Consider the following 20,202-nt stretch of genomic DNA (forward strand, 5'->3'; position numbering starts at 1 on the left):
CGATGAAACCTCCGGTTGCTTAGCTCTGCCGCGCTGGCTAGCATCAAACTTTATTTTCAGGCGTACCCCTCCCCACAATGTCCTCCTCGCAAGCTTGGCCAAGGATCGCTGCGCAGCCTGCCCCGCTGGACACCCGTATCCGCATGGAAACCCCGGAAGGCATCGACCTGATCCTGCGCCCTGCCGGGCTGCTCTCACGCTCACTGGCCTTCACCCTTGACCTGCTGATTCGCGGCGCAGTGCTGGTCGGCCTGTTCTTCCTGCTCAAGGCCTTGGGCGAGTTCGGCACTGGCCTGTTCATGCTGGTGCTGTTCCTGACCAACTGGGGATACATGGTGCTGTTCGAGGTGCTGAACCAGGGCCGCACGCCGGGCAAGCTGGTCATGGGATTGCGGGTGGTACACGACGACGGTACGCCCGTCGGCTGGTCCGCTTCGCTGCTGCGCAATCTGCTGCGCTTCGTCGACATGCTGCCGTTCGGCTACAGCGTGGGCGCCTTCACCTGCCTGCAGCACCCAGGGTTCAAGCGCCTGGGCGACCTCGCCGCCGGCACGCTGGTAATTTATCGCGACAAGCCAGCGCAGCGGCCGGTCCTGCCCCAGGCCACTCCCATCATTGCTCCACTGCTGCTGACGCTGGAAGAACAGCGCGCCGTGCTGGCATTCGCCGAACGCCAGCAAGACCTTTCCCCTGCCCGCGTTCAGGAACTGGCCGGGATTCTGGCCGGGCCGCTGCAAATGCCCTCACCGAACGACGCCACCGCCGTCGTCAATCACTTGAACGGCCTGGCCCTTGGCCTGGCGGGGGCGTCATGAAGCAAAGCCAGTTCGAGCAGCGCCATCAGGAGATCTGGGCACGCTTCGCCGAGCGCCTCGATGCGTTGGAGCGCAGCCGGGGCAAACATCCCGCAGGAGACGGTTTCACCGAACAGTACCGGCAGATCTGCCAGCATCTGGCACTGGCCCAGGAACGCGGCTACAGCACCCACCTGGTCGAGCCGCTGGAGCAACTGGCGATGCGCGGCCATCAACAGCTGTACCGGCATCGCAGCCAGTTCGCCGCGCAACTGCTGAGCTTCGTGCTCGCCGATTTCCCCCGGCTGGTCCGTGCCGAATGGCGCCTGGTTCTGCTGGCGGGGCTGTTGTTCTTCGGCAGCCTGATCGTCATGGGCCTGTTGGTCTACGCCTGGCCGGACCTGATCTACAGCGTGGTCAGCCCCGCCCAGGTGGGCGAGATGGAGGCCATGTACGACCCCGCCGCGCGGCGTCTGGGCCAGGCCGCCGAACGCGGCGCGAGCACCGACTGGCTGATGTTCGGTTACTACATCATGCACAACATCGGCATCGCTTTTCAGACCTTCGCCAGCGGCTTGCTGTTCGGCCTGGGCAGCCTGTTCTTCCTGCTGTTCAACGGCTTGATGATCGGTGCGGTGGCCGGGCATCTGACCCATGTCGGCTTCAGCCAGACCTTCTGGCCGTTCGTGGTCGGCCATGGCGCCTTCGAACTCACGGCCATCGCGCTGGCCGGCGCGGCCGGCCTGAAACTGGGCTGGGCGCTGCTGGCGCCCGGCTCGCTGCGCCGTGGCGAAGCGCTGCGCATGGCAGCAAAAACCAGCGTGCGGCTGATCGGTGGCGTGATGCTGTTTCTAACGATCGCCGCGTTTATCGAGGCCTATTGGTCATCGATGACCTGGCCGCAGCCGGGCACCAAGTACCTGGTGGGCGCGGCCTTGTGGGCGCTGGTCATCGCCTATCTGACCTTCGCCGGACGCACCGCCCATGCGCCTGACTGAAGCCTGCGTGGCGATTCGCCCGCGCAATCCCTGGGAGGCCGTCGATCTGGGCGTCGTTCTGGCTCGCCAGCATCGACGCCTGTTGATGAGCAGTTGGGCGATCGTCACCCTGCCTGTCTTCGCGCTGCTGAGCGCCCTGCTCTGGGACTACCCGACCCTGGCGATACTGCTGTTCTGGTGGCTGAAGCCAGCGTTCGAGCGACTGCCGCTGCTGATTCTGTCGCAAGCCTTGTTCGGCGCCGCGCCCTCGCTCAGGCAAGCCCTGAGCGCCTGGCCACGGGCGCTTAAAGCGCAATTGCTCGCCAGCCTGACCTGGCGGCGTTTCAGCCTGAGCCGCAGCTTCAATCTGCCGGTCCAGCAACTCGAAGGCCTCGACGGCCTGGCTCGCGCCCAGCGCATCGCCCTGCTGGGCGAGAAGAACCTGCGGGTCGCGCGCCTGCTCACCTCAATGGGCAGCACGCTGGAAATGTGCCTGTGGGCCGGGATGATGGTGCTGTTCTATGCGCTCATTCCCCAGCAGGTCGAGCTGGACTGGTCCTGGCGTAGCCTGCTGGACATCGAAGGCCACTGGAACTGGCTGGAGCACCTGACCAATGCCTTCTATGCGCTGGTGCTGGTGATCTGGGGGCCGATCTACGTGTCATGTGGCTTCGCCCTTTACCTCAACCGCCGTACGACGCTGGAAGCCTGGGATATCGAACTGGCGTTCCGCCGTTTGCGCCAGCGCATCATCGGCAGCACCTACCTGCTGCTGGTGGGGTTTGCACTGGCTGCTGGCCTGCACTCGGCGCCCGCCATGGCCGATGAGCCACTCGACGAGCCGGCCTACAGCTGCCCGCTGCCGCCGCTGGATTCGCCGCTGGCCGACGCCCAGGTGGCCGGGCCCACTGCGCCGCGCCTGCTCAATCAGTCGCTGACCAGCCAGCAGTCCCGGGCCGATATCAAATCGGTGCTGGACAGCCCGCCCTTCAAGAACCCCAAAGCCGTCTCGGGCTGGCGCTTGCCGGAAAAGAAACACGGCGCCAGGACAACCGACACACCCGACTGGCTGGCGCAGGCGATCGTGCATTTGCTCAATCTGGGCAAGACCCTGTCGACGGTTTTCCAGGTGCTGCTGTGGGCGGCGATCGTCGCACTGGTTGCCTGGATCATCTGGCGCTATCGCCGCTGGTTCACCACTTTTGTAGGTCGCACGCCCGCAAGGAAAAAAGCCGGAGCACATGCCCCTCAGCAGCTGTTCGGCCTGCAGGTGAATGCCGAGAGCCTGCCGACGGATGTGGCTGATGCCGCAGAAAAACTCTGGCCGAGTTCGCCGCGAGATGCCCTGAGCCTGCTGTACCGGGCGCTGCTCAGCCGGCTGCTGACCGACTACGCGCTGCCACTGAAAACCGCCGATACCGAAGGCCAGGTGCTCGAACGCGTGGCAGGGCTCGGCCAGCCCTCACTGCACGCGTTCAGCCATGAGCTGACCCGCCACTGGCAGAACCTGGCGTACGGCCATCAGTTGCCCGAAACCGAGGTGCAGAAAACCCTGTGCGATGGCTGGCGCAAGCTCTTCAGCAATGGGGCGTCGGCATGAGCAGGCGATTGGGCATTCTGCTCGCTGCATTGGTGGTGGTGAGCATCATCGCCGCCAGCATCCCGTTGCTGAAAAAGCTGGAGCATTACCAGGAGACCGTCGATCAGGGGCCATCCCCGGAGGCACGGGCCAACCCGTATCTGGCAGCCGAAACCTTCCTGCGCCAGCGCGGCCTGACCGTCACCACGACCCAGGCGCTCAGCACCCTTCCCGACACGCAGCAGCGTGCGCAAACGCTGATGCTGCTCGACACCCGCGAGAAGATGACACCCGCCGAGGTCAAGCGCCTGCTCGCCTGGGCAAGGGGCGGCGGCCGCCTGCTGTTCGTCGCCGAGCAGCTGTGGGACAAGGACAAGGGCCGCAGCGGTGACCTGCTGCTCGATCAACTGCAGATTCGCCAGTACCTCACCCGCGACCTGCGCGAGCAGGACAAACGCCGCGAGCGCGATCAGCTCAAACCGGTGATTCCGTTGAGCACCCCGGACATCCAGACGCCCCACACACCTTGGCCCGAGCTGACCCGGCTGTACGTACAGAACGAAAGCGATCCGGCCTACATGAGCTTCGACCCGGCCTTCCACCTGGACGATCCCGAGGACCATGCGCAGTCCTGGGCCAACAGCGCGGACGCCACGCACATGCTGCAGATGATCTACGGTCAGGGCGTCATCACCGTTCTGACCGATGCCGACCTGTGGAAAACCCGCGCCATCGGCAAGTACGACAACGCCTGGCTGCTCTGGTACCTGAGCCAGGACAGCGACGTCACGATGCTGCTGCGCACCGAGCACGACGATCTTTTCGGCCTGCTCTGGAAATACTTCCCGCAAGCGCTGCTGGCACTGGCCCTGTGCCTGGGCGCAGGCCTGTGGCACGCCGGGATGCGCCACGGGCCGCTGCAGCCGGAGCCCTCCGGGGCGCGTCGGCAACTGGCCGAGCACCTGCGGGCCAGCGCCGATTTCATCCTGCGGCGCAAAGGCCAGCATGCACTGCTGCGAGCTTTGCAGCAGGACATCCTGCGCCGCGCCCGGCAGCGTCACCCCGGTTTCGAGTCACTGTCGGTCGCCGAGCAGTGGCAAATGCTGGCACGTACCACCGGCCAGCCCACCAGCGACATCGGCCACGCACTGCGCCCACGCCTGGAAGAGCGCGTTTCCAGCAGCGAATTCACCCGTCAGGTTGCCTACCTGCAAACCCTCAGGAATTCCCTATGAGCGATCACCCGACCGGCTCCGCCGAACACCTCGAACAGCCCGGCGCCGAGCACCAGCAAGCCGAGCATCCGACGCCGGCCAGCAATCCGGCGCAACAGCGTCAGCGCGCCATCCATCTGGCCCAGGCCGTGCGCCATGAACTGCAGAAAGCGGTGATCGGCCAGGACACGGTGATCGACGATGTGCTGACCGCGCTGATCGGCGGCGGGCACGTGCTGCTCGAAGGCGTTCCGGGCCTCGGCAAGACCCTGCTGGTTCGCGCGCTGGCCAAGTGTTTTGGTGGCGATTTCGCGCGTATCCAGTTCACCCCGGACCTGATGCCCAGCGACGTGACCGGCCATGCGGTCTACGACATGCAGAGCGAGCAGTTCAAGCTGCGCAAGGGCCCGCTGTTCACCCATCTGCTGCTGGCGGACGAAATCAACCGCGCCCCGGCCAAGACCCAGGCGGCCCTGCTCGAAGCGATGCAGGAGCGCCAGGTCACCCTCGAGGGCCGTGCGTTGCCGATTCCACAGCCGTTCATGGTGCTGGCCACGCAGAACCCCATCGAACAGGAAGGCACCTATCCGCTGCCCGAAGCCGAGCTCGACCGCTTCATGCTCAAGCTGCGCATGGATTATCCGGAAGCCGCTCAGGAACTGGACATGGTCCGCCAGGTGACCCGCTCTACCCGCTCGGACATGCTCGACGTGCAGCCCTTGCGCACATTGATGCACGCCAAGGACGTGCAGGCCCTGCAGCGCATCGCCAGCGACTTGCCGGTGGACGAACAGGTTCTCGACTACGCGGTGCGGCTGGCCCGGGCAACGCGCACCTGGCCGGGCCTGACCCTGGGTGCCGGGCCGCGGGCGTCGATCGCGCTGGTGCGCGGCGGCAGGGCCCGGGCATTGCTGCGCGGCGGCGAGTTCGTGATTCCCGATGACATCAAGGGCTGCGCACTGGCCGTGCTTCGTCACCGGGTCAGGCTCTCGCCGGAACTGGACATCGAAGGAATGTCAGTGGATCAGGTGCTCAAGCAACTGCTCGATCAGGTCCCGGCGCCGCGCCAATGAAGCAACTGCTCAAGCCATCCTCACGGCTGCTGTGGTGGCTGGTCGCGCTGACCGGGTTCGCCATCGTGCTGGGCGTACTGCAGGCGCTGGGACGCGGGCCGGTCGCCAGGCTCGATGGCCTGTTCTGGATAATGCTCTGGGCGGTCGCAGGGCTGGCAGCACTGGACGCATTCTGGCTGTGGCGTGTGCCCTCTCCCGGCATTCGCCGTCATCTGCCCGGCAGTCTGGCCCTGGGGCGCTGGAGCGAGGTGCGCATTGAGGTCGAGCATGACTCGCCGCGCTCACTGGCCCTGAACCTGTTCGACCATGGCCCCGAAGGCCCGGGCAATCGCTGCGAGGTGCAGCATGCATCCCAGGACCTGCTCCTGCGCGCCCGTCGCACGGCACAGTTGAGCTATCGCCTGCGCCCCACCAGCCGCGGCCTGTTCAGCTTCGAACGTATCGAAGTCCAGCTGCGCAGCCCGTTGCGGCTGTGGTCGTCACGGCGCTATCTGCCGGCGGTGAATTCAGCCCGCGTTTACCCGGACTTCACCCGCCTGCACGGCGGCCACTTGCAGGGCGTCGACAACTGGCTCAGCCAGATCGGCGTGCGTCAGCGCCAGCGTCGTGGCCTGGGGCTGGAATTCAATCAACTGCGCGAATTTCGCGAGGGCGACAGCTTGCGGCAGATCGACTGGAAGGCCACCGCCCGCCAGCGCACACCGATTGCGCGGGAGTATCAGGATGAACGCGATCAGCAGATTGTCTTCCTGCTCGATTGCGGGCGGCGCATGCGCAGCCAGGACGGCGAACTGACCCACTTCGACCACGCACTCAATGCCTGCCTGCTGCTGGGCTATGTCGCCCTGCGGCAGGGTGATGCGGTGGGTGTTTCCACGTTCGCCGCCGACCAAAACCGCCATCTGCCGCCGGTCAAGGGCGCAAGCCAGCTCAACCTGCTGCTCAACCACGTGTACGACCTGGACAGCACCCGGCACCCCGCCGACTACGGCGCGGCGATCCGCCAACTGCTCGCCCGGCAGAAACGCCGGGCATTGGTGGTGCTGGTGACCAACCTGCGCGATGAAGACGACGATCAGTTGCTGGCAGCAGTCAAGCAACTGAGCCGCCATCACCGGGTGCTGGTCGCCAGCCTTCGCGAAGAGGTGCTCGATGAGCAGCGTCATGCACCTGTGCAAACCTGGCAGCAGGCGCTGGACTATTGCGGCACGGTGGATTTTCTCAATGCACGGGCAAGCCTGCATGAGCGCTTGAGCGCCCATAGCGTCCCGGTGCTGGATGTGCGGCCCGGTGAGTTGGGGCCGCAGTTGGTCAATCGCTATCTGAGCTGGAAAAAAGCCGGCACTTTATAACGGCCGCTTTCAGGCAGACGCTTCCAGCGGATAGAAACTGAAATAGCGCTGCAGCGCCTGAATCAGATGGAAGTACTCGGGCGGTGCCGCCTGGATCTTGAAGCCGGAGTCGAACACGCCTGGCGTTTCGTCTTCCTGGCACCACAGGCAACTGGCGTTGATATCGATGTGATACAGCCCGTTCTTCTCATCCGGCACTTTCAAGCGCAGTTGAAAGTCCGCCGCAACGAGGATGGGCAGGTCGCTGATCAGCATCAACCCCTGCTCGGAGACATTGCCCAGACAACCCATCGGCTTGTCGGTGTAGCGGTTGAACACCTGCAAGTAATACGGCAGCTGGTGACGTTCGATTCGTCTTTCATTAAGCATTGGACACTCGTCCTTGGGTAGCCATTGAGCATGGCCGCGCTAATGCTAAGAGGTTCGCCTGCCAGTCACGCACAAGCCAACCAGCCTGTTATTACAACAGGGACGTCATCTGACTCACCAGCGATCATCGAAGTCACTCGTCTGATTATTCGATTTGGCGCTAACCATGCCAATCGATCAGCCTGCTTCGACGACAGAAGTGCCTTTCGTCACTCCTGTGATGAAATCTGTAGGTCCCTACCGTTTTTCAGCCTAGCTGAACTTGCAGGGACATCCACTCAAAAAAACCACCGTCTATCCAAATGGGTGTAACTAAAGTGAAGCAGGTTTGGGTACGGCAGCGGGTGCGAGATTGTCGTAACCCAGCTGGTGCAGGGTGTCTAGGCGCGCCTTGGCGCGGAACGCGTATTCGCTGTAAGGGTACTGAGTCACGATGAACTGATAGGTCTGCACCGCATCGACGTAGAACTTCTGGCGTTCCAGGCACTGCCCGCGCAGCATCGACACTTCCGGCTGCACGTAGCGGCGCGAACGGCTTTCGCGGTCGACCTTGGACAGGTTGTACATGACCGTATCGCAGTCGCCCTTGGCGTACGCGCGGTTGGCGTTGTCCAGATGGCTGTTCATTGCCCAGCGGGTGCAGCCGCCCAGCGCTGCCAGCGCCACTAATATCATCACGATTCGCATGAGAGTCTCCTGTGCTCTGCCTTGTATCGGCGCGCCGCGGAATTTCTTCAAGACCGATTTGAGTCTACCGCCTTGCGCCGATTGCCCAGTGCTCGGGCGACAAGGTAGTGCAAAGGAACAATGACTACAGGCCAATACAGTAGTAGCCTCTCGCTGCGCTTCATTTAAGGAGTTTGTGCATGTCCGTTCGTCGCACCAAAATCGTAGCCACACTTGGCCCGGCAAGTAACTCGCCCGAAGTCATCGAGAAGCTGATTCTTGCTGGCCTGGACGTTGCCCGCCTGAACTTTTCCCACGGCACGCCCGACGAGCATAAGGCTCGCGCGAAGCTGATCCGCGACATCGCCGCCAAGAATGGCCGCTTCGTTGCGCTGCTGGGCGACCTGCAAGGTCCGAAAATCCGCATCGCCAAATTCGCCAACAAGCGGATCGAGCTGAAGGTCGGTGACAAGTTCACCTTCTCCACCAGCCATCCGCTGACCGAAGGCACCCAGGAAGTTGTCGGTATCGACTACCCCGATCTGGTCAAGGATTGCGGCGTAGGCGACGAACTGCTGCTCGACGACGGACGCGTGGTCATGCGCGTAGACACGCAAACCGCCGACGCCCTGCATTGCACCGTGACCATCGGTGGCCCGCTGTCGGACCACAAGGGCATCAACCGCCGCGGCGGTGGCCTGACCGCGCCCGCGCTGACCGACAAAGACAAGCAAGACATCAAGCTCGCCGCCGAGATGGACCTGGACTACCTGGCCGTGTCCTTCCCGCGTGACGCTGCCGACATGGAATACGCCCGCAAACTGCGCGACGAAGCCGGCGGCACCGCCTGGCTGGTGGCCAAGATCGAGCGCGCCGAAGCCGTTGCCGACGACGAAACCCTCGATGCGCTGATCCGCGCCAGTGATGCGGTCATGGTTGCCCGTGGCGACCTGGGCGTAGAAATCGGCGACGCGGAACTGGTGGGCATCCAGAAGAAAATCATTCTGCACGCACGTCGCCACAACAAGGCGGTGATCGTGGCCACGCAGATGATGGAATCGATGATTTCCAGCCCGATGCCGACCCGCGCCGAAGTGTCCGACGTGGCCAACGCCGTGCTGGACTACACCGACGCGGTCATGCTGTCCGCCGAAAGTGCCGCCGGTTCCTACCCGGTCGAAGCGGTTGAAGCGATGGCGCGTATTTGCGTCGGCGCCGAGCGTCATCCGACCGGCAAGACCTCCAGCCACCGCATCGGCCACTCGTTCACCCGCTGTGACGAGAGCATCGCGCTGGCGGCCATGTACACCGCCAACCACTTCCCGGGCGTGAAGGCGATCATCGCGTTGACCGAAAGCGGCTACACCCCGCTGATCATGTCGCGCATCCGCTCCTCGGTGCCGATCTACGCGTTCTCCCCGCACCGCGAAACCCAAGCGCGCGCCGCCCTGTTCCGTGGCGTCTACACCATCCCGTTCGACCCGGCCTCGCTGCCGGCCGGCCAGGTCAGCCAGTCGGCTGCCGACGAGCTGCTCAAGCGCGGCCTGGTCGAGCAAGGCGACTGGATCATCCTGACCAAGGGCGACAGCTACCACACCATTGGTGGCACCAATGGCATGAAGATCCTGCACGTCGGCGACCCGATGGTTTAAGCCACTGCGCCGATCATGAAAAAGCCCCGATGCTCGGAAGAGTGTCGGGGCTTTTTTGTGACGGTGGTCAATGCTGCAATTGCGACAGTTTCAGCAGAGTGACGCGCGACAATTCGTTTCGCGCCACATGCCGGCGTTCAGAATAAGTGATGGGTTCATAGGCAGATCCCGCATCTGCCTGTTTATACCCCTGAGCGGCAAAATGCGCTTCGCTCAAATCTTCCCACCCTTGAGACGGCGATTCGGGATTGCGCAGGCCCACATCGACAAACTGGATATCATCCGGTAATGCGGGAGAATCACTGTGGGCCCAGTCCAGCCCCAGCTTTGACAGACGCCTGAACAACCAGTTGATGACGCCTTGCGCTGCAACTTTCATATCGGCACTCGGGTGCTTGAACAATGCGGCCGGATCCTCTAGCAAAAGCTGCGTTGCTTGATCCTGAGCACTCTGGGATAGCGGCGTGTTCAAATTCTTGCGCCAAAACTCGCCGACCTTGGCTGGATTACCCGCATACCGCTGGAGCTTCTTCTGTACGTCAAATTGTGCGTTATGGGTGAAGAGATAATCAGACCAGCTTTGCAGCGTGGCCCGAGCAGGCTCCGCTCCCTGATGATAATGGCTGGCTTTGTCCAGGAAGACCTGCACACCCTCGTTGGGCACTGCACGATCGTCATCCATACCTTCTTCGTCATCCTCACTCTCGAAAAAAAAGCCGATGACTCCACTGTAATCTTCTTCGACCACGTCGGGCGTAATGCCAATGCCGGCATTCATGAGGTCCAGAGTGAATACACTGCGCCCTGCTGCATTGAACCCGCTCTGCAGATACAGCGCCCGCGTCGAATCGAACCCATACAACAACGTCACCGTCGGGTTTCGCCCGCTCGGGTCCGTCATCGTCACCGGATTATTCCTGACAAACCTGAACAGATTGATCCCGTCGATACTCCCCGCCGGATCCGGATTGATCCAGTGCATCAGCCAAGGGGCGTAATAACGTGCGCCGTAGTAATACAGTCCACTGACGTCCTGTTCCTTGCCTGAATAGCGCTGGGTCTTGAAACTGGCGGCATCGCCGGTCTTCAGCCACCACGCCGTTCCACCATAGGGGTAATAACTTTCCTGACTGACAATACTGCCTGCCTCATCCAGTTCCAGCGTCGTCGACCCTAAGTGATCGGTCAGCGAAAACCGGCCAAAACCCGCTCCCTCGCCGGGTGGGGCGCCCTGCTCCCAGCGGATCCAGGAAATTAGACTGCGCCCGACTTTTATCTCGATAACGTGCCAGGACTTATCACCTACCGAGTCGAAGTGCAGTTGCAGTCCGGGCAAATAGCGCACTTCTCGTGATCGCAAGTTGCGACGGGTCAAGGCAAGCCGGACCTTGCGCAATCGCTGTCCCGACGCCCCGTAGACATAACACTCACTGTCGCTCTGTTCTGTGTCACGTTCGACTGGCGAAACCTGTCGCAGCTGATTACGTGCATCCCATACCAGCGATTGGCCTCGAAATAATTCAAGCGGGTTGCCATTGAGATCAAAACCTTCCGCTATATCCTGCTCGCCAGGCACCCAGTCGCCCTGGATGTGCAAACTTCGATTGCTGAATTGCGAAGTCACGTTACGCAACGTGAATGAATGGCCACCGCGGTGCTCCAACGTCCGCAAGTTGCCTGCCGAATCGTATTCGTATCGCTCGTGATAATTGGCCAGTTGCCCGGCGTTGACATGCACGCCGTACTGCCCGATCAACGAGCGCCAACTTTCAGGCTGGATAGACTCAAACCCCGAGGCTTCGACCAAGCGATAGAGCGAGTCATAGGCGTACGTGTTGATGGGGTCGACTTCCTGATTTCGAAAATAAACGGAAGATCGACAAGCCTCTTCGACGGCGGTGACGTTTCCGACCGGATCGTATGCATAGTCCAGCCGTTGAAGAGCAGGTTCGCCGGGCAATCCAGACTGAAGAGAGAGCAGTCGCCCGCTTTGGGCACAATACTGCGCGTGAGTTATGACGCCATTGCCCGCTGTCTCGCGCTCAATCTGATTCAGCGCATTGAACGAGATCTGACTCAACAAGAGCACGGGAGTTGAACCGGTCGAATGTAGAGAGGCCGAAATCAAGTGACCCGCAATGTCGTAGCCAGAAAGCTGAATGTTTTGTCTGGCATCAACCTGCCTCACCACGTCACCCAATGCATTGAACGAGTGTTGGGTCTTGAAAGATTCGTCCTCAATCAATGCCTGGCGCCCGTCCACTTCCACAGGCCAGTCCGGGACGTTCAAATCTCTCAAAAACCTGCGCTGCTCGATCAGAGGGCGATCGAACATGCCGTAGTCATCGATCAATAACGTGCCCGCTGTGTCGTCATGACGAATCAGACGTCCACACCGATTGCAGGCATTCTCGTCGGCTGCCCCATACATCAGCCGCTCGACCGTCACCGCCTCACCGTCCACCGTCTGCTCGCTGACAGCCACCAGCCTGAGCAGCTCGTCAAAGCTGTTCTGCCGCATCTGCTCGCGGCTGTCCCAAACCGTAAGGGACTCACCTGCAACGCCTGGCAGCGTGGCGCGCCATCCGGCGTCGACGCTGTCCGAGGCAAGCGCACTGCCTGAAAGGCTGAACAGATTGGTCAGATTATCCTGCGCACCGCCTCTCTCCCCGAGCCTGGGATCCTGACACGCGATTAAATGCCCGGCATCGTCAAAGCGCTGGCGGTTGATCAGCGTGTCGAGTTCTGCGTCTTGCTGCCTGCGATGAAACTCAATGTTTCGCACGATCAGACCGCGAGGCTCGAAAACAGCCAGCTGCGGCGTATGACTGCACAGAGAGTGTGTTGAACCAGACATTAGAGCCTCCTTGTTCAAACCCGCCAACGCGTCCAGCGTTGCCACCCCGTTGTCAGTGGTGCAATTCCACTCATACGCCTTATGAGCAGATTCATCTACTGTCATAAATGACAGTCACGTGTTTACAACCGCACCTGTATCGCCCGAAACACGACCTACTCATTAAGCATATCACCTCTCGTGATAACACTAAGCAGCTTGAAAGCGAATGAATATTTCCCTGAGCACGCCATCCCCCTCAGAATTTAATTTGCAGTAAAAATGCACTTTCCAAGCTGCGCTCCCTATACAAGGAATGTAAACATGAAGACGTTACGCGACAAAAAAACCAAAAAAACTCCAGAACTTCTCGATCCCTCATTTTCAACAGAAGGCATGTTCACGGCCCCCTCGATTAGCCGGATTTCGTCTTGTGTTCCCAAAAATGACAAACTCTTGTGCCTAGGCTTCAATACCGAGCGGAATGGCCACAGTCTTTTCTGGCTGAATGACGAAGGGGTATTGGACGACTCAATGTTCCCTGATGACCCATTTCTGGAATTGAGTGTTCCCAACCCCGAAGACTTCTATTTATTTATGCCCTTTGCCGTCCTGCTTCTGCCTACTGACGACAAGAAAACCGATGATTACTGGATCATGATTTTCATACACAATACGGTATTAAGTATCAGCGACCCCCTTGCTTTTGGAATAATCCGATTGAGTTCCAAAGGCGTTTTGGACCAGAATTTTGGCACCGACGGCATCATCATCCACACCGTTTACGACTGGGGACGCTCAAACGTTTCAGACAACGCGCTCGTAAAGACTGCCCAGCAATTTGACGCCAACGTTTCCTTGCATGATCAACATGTATATCTGCGAAGCAACCCTCTGATGCTCAGGCTAAATCTGGACTGCAGGCTGGACACGACATTCGGAGATAATGGCGTCATCATGTATAAAAATCCGGGACCGTTTAGCAGAGTTAGGGATATTTTGCCGAGCTCGGATAAACACCAAATGTTGCTTATTGGCTACACCATGGCGGCGGGAGATTATTGGGGAGGTCGAATATCAGAAATCCTTAGCGATGGAAGTGCGGATGAGTCGTTCGGCAACCATGGATACGCTGACTGGGAAGATACTCACATGCTCCATGGCGCAGTGACAGTACCTGGCACCGGAGACATTCTCTGCGTGGGGTCGTCGTCATGGGGGATCCCCCCTGACAGTTACTCATACGCGACCTGCTGTATGTTCGATCACAACGGGAAATTAAAAAACAGTAAAGGCGACTTGCAATTCGGCTTTCAGCAATCGATCTGGGCGGGTATCGGCGCAGCAATGCCGTTCAAACAGTTCATCGCCGTCGGTTATGTGTACAACAGTATTCTTGTCATTGGGCGATACCTGAACGATGGTAACCTGGATCCCGCGTTCGGACTTGACGGTGCCGGTTATCAACTTATTTGGCTCCCCCGGGCCCCGGAGATGAAAGCTCTTGGTTTCATCGTCCAAGCAAATGGCAAAACCGTGATATACGGCTTCGGCACAATGCTGGATGAGAATCATGAGATGGTCGGTAGAGGTTACGTGCTGCGTTGCCTGACGCACTCCCCCAGAAACTAATCACTGCCCCCAACAACAAACGCATCGGCAAACACCTGCCGCCTCGGCAGCCCGGCCATGAACAGTCGTCTGGCGAAAGCATCGAGCCGCTCAGGACCGCCACACAGCAACGCGACAGCCTGCCTTGGCGGTTTCAGTTCCGCCAGGGCAGGCGCCATCTCCGCCGACGGCACGTGGGTATATTGAACATTTGCAGCGTGCTCAAGTAACGCCTGAATTTCACCCTGCAGATAGCCTGTTCGCGCCACGTGCCATACGTGGATCGGCCCTTGATGGCTCTGGCGCAGGGCCTCGCGCAACAGCCCCCAGAGCGGTGCCAGCCCCGTACCTGCCGCCATTAGCCACAAGGGCCGCTCCTGCCAATCAGGGTCGTAATGCAGCGCCCCGCCACGCAGCTCGCCCAGTCGCACCGGATCGCCCACCCGGAGTTGCCGGGCGCGATCGGCGAACTGCCCGGCGTGGCGGCAATCGATGTGGAACTCAAGCCAAGGATCTTCGCCGGGCAGGCTGGCCAGCGAATAGGGGCGCGCCACACCGTCCAGCCACAGCACCAGATGCTGGCCGGCGCGATAACGCAGCGGGCGTTCGGGCGTCAGTCGCAGGCGCAGGATCTCGGCAGCCGGCCAGTCGCTGGACGCCACCTGGGCAGGCAAGCCATCGCGCAGCGGATCGAAAACCTCGACCACCAGATCCGACGCCACCCGGCACTGACAGGCCAGACGCCAACCCTGTTCACGCTTGTCCTGCGCCAGGGCTTCAGGCAGCGCGTCGTCCGGCTCACCCTGCACGCAGCGCACCAGGCACGCATGGCAACTGCCCGCGCGACAACTGTAGGGCACGCTCAAGCCCGCGCCATTCAGCGCGTCGAGCAGATTACTGCCCGGCGCCACTTGCCAATGTCGCCTCCCGGCGCGCAACTCAGGCATCGACGTAATCCCAGGCACCATGGCAACGATTACGGCCCAGATGCTTGGCGCGGTACAGCGACTGGTCGGCGCGCTGCAGGGCGCGGTCCAGATCCTCGCCACGCTCGATCAGGGTCATGCCGATCGACAGGCTCAGCTCCAGGCCCGGCAATCCGGGAATGGATACCTGCTCGAACGCCACGCGCACACGCTCGCAGCAGTCAACCAGTTGCGCGCGGGTGGCGCGGGGGATCAACAAAACGAACTCTTCGCCGCCATAGCGCGCCAGCACGTCATCGCTGCGCAGGCACTGGCTGGCCGTCGCGGCAAACACCTGCAACACCCGATCTCCGGCGGAGTGCCCAAGCTGATCGTTGACCCGCTTGAAGTGGTCGAGGTCGATCAGCGCCAGCCCCTGAGTGTGATGACCGTCCATGATTTCCAGCTCGCGGGTGGCCAAGCGCAGAAAATGCCGGCGGTTGAACAGGTTGGTCAGCTCGTCGGTGGAAGCCAGCTCTTCGAGCTGAAACATCATGCCGCGCAGGGTTTCCTGATGCGCCTGCAGCGTGATCCGGTGCTGATGCATGCGCTGGCGCGAGTGCTGCACGAAACGCGCGTACAGACACAGCCAACTGAGCACGATGAACAGGGCGCAGGTTTGCAACGTGGCGAGGCCGGGATCGTCGAGCTGACCGCTATACGCATCCCACAGATTCAGGCCGGTGAAGCCCAGCAGGGCAAAAACGGCGCAGCGAGTGAAGACTTTGGGGGGCAGGTGGAACAGGCCGAACAGCAGCACCAGCACGTAGAGCACCAGGAAGGTGCCGCGCGCCGAGTCCATATGGGCTAGCAGGAATGTCTGCCAGCCAAGCCCCATCAGGACCTGCAGCTCGGTCAGGCTGGCGTCCTTGAAGCGCTGATTGTAACCGCCGAAGAACACCAGACTCAGGATCCCCTGCGACAACAGCACCGTAACGCTGGCCAGCCATACGCCGAAGAACGTCGCGTGGTAGTAGCCTGCGCAGAACGCCACCCAGACCAGCGCAATCAGCAATACGTAGGTACAGGCAGCCATCCCGTGACGCTTGAGGCGCAGGCGCTGGACCGAGCCTTCTTTGTGAAGTGGGTTCATCATTGGATAAGCAGTTGTCCTGTCCTGCGGGTGCAGCCATTGCGCTTTTACATTGCCGGGGCTGCGGACCGGAAGCGGCTGACAGCCCCTCGCCCTCAGAGGCTCTCAATGTAGAGGAATCAGGGGCTTTCGCCAACGTATCCCTTGGCCCCGTGGACATCAGGCGGTCAGCGCTGAACACGGAAGTGCCCATGAGAGCCAATGGAAACTTCTGAAACACATGCTCAGGCTTTCACTGAGCGATATATATATTTATATCTTCCGACTCAGGAACCGGGCCTACCATGAGCCAACTCTCAACAACCAGGGATGGAACATAATGAGACCCACCGACGATACCAACTGGATTACCAAGCTCACTATCGGCGTAACCTCCAACTCGAATCGGGTTTATGCCAACGGCAATCAGCAACTTCAAGTCACCGTCAGCGTCACCCCAAAGAAAGACATCGTACTCACCGACGAGCAACTGGACAGCATTCAATTGGTCACCCTGGATGATGACGGCATATACAGAGAACTTTCAGCGGGGCTCTATGCCTCCCCCAAACGCGATGAACGGTTCGAATACTTTCAGAGCACGGGTGTTCCACCCGCCAACCTGGAGTATGGATCAACCATACGTCGAAAAAAGTTTTACATCTCGTCAACGCGTCCAGGCGGTTCTCTGGATAAAGTCTATGCGGCTATTCGTAAGGACGAGAATACGCTTTATATCAGTGAGACCAGCCGTTTCAACTCCTTTGCGATTGTCGAGTCGATCACACCTCTGCGCATGACACGGGAAGATTTCAGTTTTTGGGGAGAGGACGTCGTCAATGAGGAAATCGACGATTTCGACGCGGATTTCGACACGTATCATCTGTCTTTCAAGGACAAAAAATACAGACTCGTCGACTCCATCCCTTTTGGTGCAGATGAGGGAGTCTGCTACTACCAGAACCAGATAGATGTTTCCCCCTGGTATTACAGCATCCCAAGCGGTGAGGCGCCCAACACTCGCTACCAGCAGCACTTTCACTATGCCTACAGGGTCGGTACAGAAAAAAGCTTCGTCTTTCAGAACGTCAAGCTCAAGGTCAGCAGGCCAAATGTCATGAACTTCGTACGCCTCAAGATAACCATAGAGGACTACAACATCGCTTACAAAAGCGAACCGAGCCGTTGGGGACTGCTGGATCAATATGGAAATATGCACAAGATCGAGATGACCCAAGAAAGCAACGGCAACATTCCTAACTTCAAGATGTACGAATAGCAAAATCGCCCATTCGTTACAGGCATGCCCTCCCATTGCGCTTATCGAGTGGCATGCCCGTGACACTCACCAACAGGCTTGCAGGAAACAGCGATAATGTCTCTAAACGGAATTCACACCCAAGCCACAAATTTCATGGACTGCATAAAAACCGGCGTCGATACGCGCACCGGTCAATTCACGATTGCCTTCCAACTCCCTCTGATGCCCGCCAACCAGTTGGCCGGACCATCTCTATCGCCCACCCTGGCATTCAGCGTGATGGGTTCTTCGCGCAACCGTGGCTTTGGCCTGGGCTGGTCGCTGGACTTGAGCGAACTTGACCTGCATCAGGACACCCCCACTTTGCGCCTTTCGTCCGGTGAACAGTTTGCCGTCGATCTGGACAGCTCCGACCTCACGCCCGGAGGAGAACTCGCGTTCTTCGACGTGAAACTCAAATCCATGGTCGTGACGTGCCAAAGCGAAGGCGTGTTCCGCATCGATCACAAAACCGGGCAAAGCGAAATCCTGACATGCCAGCAGGACAGCTCCCGCCATCTGGTCACGGAAATTCGTAGCCCCGAGGGCAGACGCGTTCATGTGCAGTGGTCGGCGTTTGCCAATGACGATTTCATCCTTGAAAAGATCCGCGATGAAAGCCGCACCCTGCTGCACATCGAAAGCGATGAAGGCGAGGTCCGGTTCAAGGTACCCGGCCAGAAAACCGAAACGCTGCGTCTGCAGCTGTCGAACGACATGTTGGGCGATATCTACCTGCCAGGCATCGAATCCCCCTTCAGCATTGTCTACGACCCGCACTCGCTGGATGACCGCAATCACCTGCTGCTGCCCACCGAGCTGACCAGCCCGCTGGGTGCCTCGGACAGCGTGACCTGGGGAACGGGTGAATTCGGTCACCCACTGCCGCCGGGGGCGCCCTTCCCCGTTCTGCCAAGGGTCGTCGAATGGAAACACTCGGCAGGCACATCCAATACCGAACTCACTCGCTCGTACGAATGGGACGGCGCGCACAACTTCCTGGGGTACGGCAGCGATCAGGCATTCGACTGGGAAAACGGCCGCGACAACCTCTATGAGGTGGAACAGGACTACGACTACGGCCTGACCGAAACCCAGACTGACGGGCAAGGCCAGACCCTGGCCATCATCACCCGCACCTGGAATCGCTTCCATCTGCAGACCCGCGAAACCACCCAACGCGGCGATTGCGAGATCCAGAGCGGCACCACCTATAACATCGCGCCCGACACCCCGTGGGCGGATCAACCGGCATGGTGTCAGTTGCCTCACAAGATGACCACGACTTTCATTGATCACAAGATCAATCAGCGGCGCAGCGAAGAAACCGAGTATCGCTACGACGCCTCTGGCAATGTCCTGTTCACTCGCACGCCCAACGGTATCGAAGAACACAATGAGTACTACCCTGCCAGCGGCGCCGAGGGCTGCCCGGCAAACCCGTTGGGGATAGTCAGATTTCTGAAGAAGAAAACCGTCAAACCTGCCCGCCTGACGGATGGAACCTATGGCGGCGCGTCCGAGACGTCCACTTCCTACACTTACCAGTCACTGCCTTCATGCGTAGAGGGCGCCGCCGCGTTCATCGTTGTCAGCTCTGAGACGGCCATGGATGAAACCCTGGGGCGTCTCACGGAAAGCACGACCCAGACCTACATCAGCGAACAGGGTCCGCACTATGCCCGCGTTGCCAGCAGAGTCACCACGCTCAACGGCAAGCCGACCACGACGCTTTATCGTTATGAACTCACGAAAGATGAGTTGAGTACTCACGTCACCGTTCGAGGGTTCGAGAATACCGATCAAGTCAGCGCGACCCAAAGCAGTGCTCGCTCACTCGGCACCGGGCAGCTCACGCGCGAATGCAATTATGCTGGCGTGATTTCCCGCTACGAATATGACGCTCTGGGCCGAATCAGCCTTGCGGTCACCGCGGATGACAGCCGTTATCAAGCCACGCGCACCACGGCCTACCATATAAATGACGATCTGGCCCGACAGGTAGGTGCGGGGGGCGACAATCCAGTGATGATCGAGCATCGTCATGCTACCGGGCAGCGGCGCCGACAATGGCTCGACGGAGAAGGCCGTACAATCCGTGTCGAGCTGGAAGACATCGACCATGCGCCAGGCGTGTTTCGCGAGATCGCCCGCACCGTATTCGATGCAGAAGGGCGAACCATCAGTGAGACGCAGCAGGACTGGTTGCGGGCCCCGGAAAATCCCGCGGACGTGACGCCACTCACGCTCACGACGACCACCCACTACGATGACTGGGGACGGGTCGCCTGCAGCACCTCTCCCGACGGAGTCCAAAGCCGCACCCAACACGATCCGGTGAACCTGACCCTCAAGGCATGGCAGCAAAACGCAGACATTCGGGGGCCTGCCACGCTGACCCGCTACAACGCTGCCGGTAGCCCACTCAGCGAACAACTCTACGATACCCAGGGCACACTGATTCGTACCAAGGCGTGGGCACGCGACGGGCTGGACCGCATCGTCAGTACCGCTATCCAGGTTCCTGGGCAGCCAGATCGCGTGACCCACGTTCAACTCGACGTGTACGGGCGCACCGTCGAACAGCGGCTGGCGGACGACACGGTCGTGAACTGGACATACGCCTTGCACAGCGATGACAACCATCCGGAAACCATCGCGGTCACTGCCCCGATCAGCCAACCCGCCCGAACCACGTAAAGCGAATCCTGCGCAAGGCCGCAATGACGGTAGGGGAATGTC

15 protein-coding genes are annotated in these 20,202 nt (G+C 60.3%); 10 read left to right on the forward strand and 5 right to left on the reverse strand.

Features of this window, described 5'->3' with window-relative positions:
• The first annotated feature begins 77 nt into the window (after nt 1-77).
• From AC1MEK_RS04610 to AC1MEK_RS04635, 6 genes are read left to right on the forward strand one after another with little or no spacing between them, the layout of a single operon-like run.
• Nucleotides 78-815: an RDD family protein gene (locus AC1MEK_RS04610; RefSeq protein ID WP_480395078.1), complete on the forward strand. Its 738-nt coding sequence runs from the start codon at nt 78-80 to the stop codon at nt 813-815.
• Nucleotides 812-1,792: a stage II sporulation protein M gene (locus AC1MEK_RS04615; RefSeq protein ID WP_480395079.1), complete on the forward strand. Its 981-nt coding sequence runs from the start codon at nt 812-814 to the stop codon at nt 1,790-1,792. The genes AC1MEK_RS04610 and AC1MEK_RS04615 overlap by 4 nt, the downstream gene beginning before the upstream one ends.
• Entirely contained in the window at nt 1,779-3,371 is a 1,593-nt protein-coding gene (locus AC1MEK_RS04620) for a DUF4129 domain-containing protein (RefSeq protein WP_480395080.1), read from the forward strand. Before AC1MEK_RS04615 ends, AC1MEK_RS04620 begins: the two co-directional genes overlap by 14 nt.
• Nucleotides 3,368-4,585, forward strand: coding sequence for a DUF4350 domain-containing protein (locus AC1MEK_RS04625; protein WP_480395081.1), 1,218 nt, complete (start codon nt 3,368-3,370; stop codon nt 4,583-4,585). The genes AC1MEK_RS04620 and AC1MEK_RS04625 overlap by 4 nt, the downstream gene beginning before the upstream one ends.
• Nucleotides 4,582-5,637 carry an AAA family ATPase gene (locus AC1MEK_RS04630; RefSeq protein ID WP_480395082.1) on the forward strand — a complete coding sequence of 352 codons (1,056 nt, stop codon included), beginning with the start codon at nt 4,582-4,584 and terminating at the stop codon, nt 5,635-5,637. The genes AC1MEK_RS04625 and AC1MEK_RS04630 overlap by 4 nt, the downstream gene beginning before the upstream one ends.
• Entirely contained in the window at nt 5,634-6,989 is a 1,356-nt protein-coding gene (locus AC1MEK_RS04635; RefSeq protein ID WP_480395083.1) for a DUF58 domain-containing protein, read from the forward strand. Before AC1MEK_RS04630 ends, AC1MEK_RS04635 begins: the two co-directional genes overlap by 4 nt.
• 9 nt (nt 6,990-6,998) lie before the next feature.
• Here AC1MEK_RS04635 and AC1MEK_RS04640 read toward each other — a convergent pair whose 3' ends face one another.
• Nucleotides 6,999-7,358 carry a PilZ domain-containing protein gene (locus tag AC1MEK_RS04640; RefSeq protein WP_274134760.1) on the reverse strand — a complete coding sequence of 120 codons (360 nt, stop codon included), beginning with the start codon at nt 7,356-7,358 and terminating at the stop codon, nt 6,999-7,001.
• A 312-nt stretch (nt 7,359-7,670) separates the two neighbouring features.
• Nucleotides 7,671-8,045 carry a tetratricopeptide repeat protein gene (locus tag AC1MEK_RS04645; protein WP_480395084.1) on the reverse strand — a complete coding sequence of 125 codons (375 nt, stop codon included), beginning with the start codon at nt 8,043-8,045 and terminating at the stop codon, nt 7,671-7,673.
• A 179-nt stretch (nt 8,046-8,224) separates the two neighbouring features.
• On the opposite strand from AC1MEK_RS04645, the gene pyk reads away from it, so the two are divergent.
• Nucleotides 8,225-9,676 carry a pyruvate kinase gene (gene pyk / locus AC1MEK_RS04650; protein ID WP_480395085.1) on the forward strand — a complete coding sequence of 484 codons (1,452 nt, stop codon included), beginning with the start codon at nt 8,225-8,227 and terminating at the stop codon, nt 9,674-9,676.
• 67 nt (nt 9,677-9,743) lie between these two features.
• Here the strand turns inward: pyk and AC1MEK_RS04655 are convergent, their stop codons facing one another.
• Nucleotides 9,744-12,533, reverse strand: coding sequence for an RHS repeat domain-containing protein (locus AC1MEK_RS04655; RefSeq protein ID WP_480395086.1), 2,790 nt, complete (start codon nt 12,531-12,533; stop codon nt 9,744-9,746).
• Nucleotides 12,534-12,836: 303 nt separating this feature from the next.
• Here AC1MEK_RS04655 and AC1MEK_RS04660 point away from each other — a divergent pair, with 303 nt between their 5' ends.
• On the forward strand, nt 12,837-14,144 hold the full coding sequence (locus tag AC1MEK_RS04660; protein WP_480395087.1) for a hypothetical protein: 1,308 nt from the start codon (nt 12,837-12,839) through the stop codon (nt 14,142-14,144).
• Here AC1MEK_RS04660 and AC1MEK_RS04665 read toward each other — a convergent pair.
• Nucleotides 14,141-15,070, reverse strand: coding sequence for an iron-sulfur-binding ferredoxin reductase (locus AC1MEK_RS04665; protein WP_480395088.1), 930 nt, complete (start codon nt 15,068-15,070; stop codon nt 14,141-14,143). The genes AC1MEK_RS04660 and AC1MEK_RS04665 overlap by 4 nt on opposite strands.
• Nucleotides 15,063-16,181, reverse strand: a complete 1,119-nt coding sequence (locus tag AC1MEK_RS04670; RefSeq protein WP_480395273.1) for a GGDEF domain-containing protein — start codon at nt 16,179-16,181, stop codon at nt 15,063-15,065. The genes AC1MEK_RS04665 and AC1MEK_RS04670 overlap by 8 nt, the downstream gene beginning before the upstream one ends.
• Before the next feature lie 319 nt (nt 16,182-16,500).
• Between AC1MEK_RS04670 and AC1MEK_RS04675 the strand changes: the two genes are divergently transcribed.
• Nucleotides 16,501-17,439, forward strand: a complete 939-nt coding sequence (locus AC1MEK_RS04675) for a hypothetical protein (protein ID WP_480395089.1) — start codon at nt 16,501-16,503, stop codon at nt 17,437-17,439.
• Nucleotides 17,440-17,535: 96 nt separating this feature from the next.
• Nucleotides 17,536-20,160, forward strand: a complete 2,625-nt coding sequence (locus AC1MEK_RS04680) for an RHS repeat domain-containing protein (RefSeq protein ID WP_480395090.1) — start codon at nt 17,536-17,538, stop codon at nt 20,158-20,160.
• The last annotated feature ends 42 nt before the right edge of the window (nt 20,161-20,202 follow it).

The organism is Pseudomonas sp. 2 (assembly GCF_056627435.1).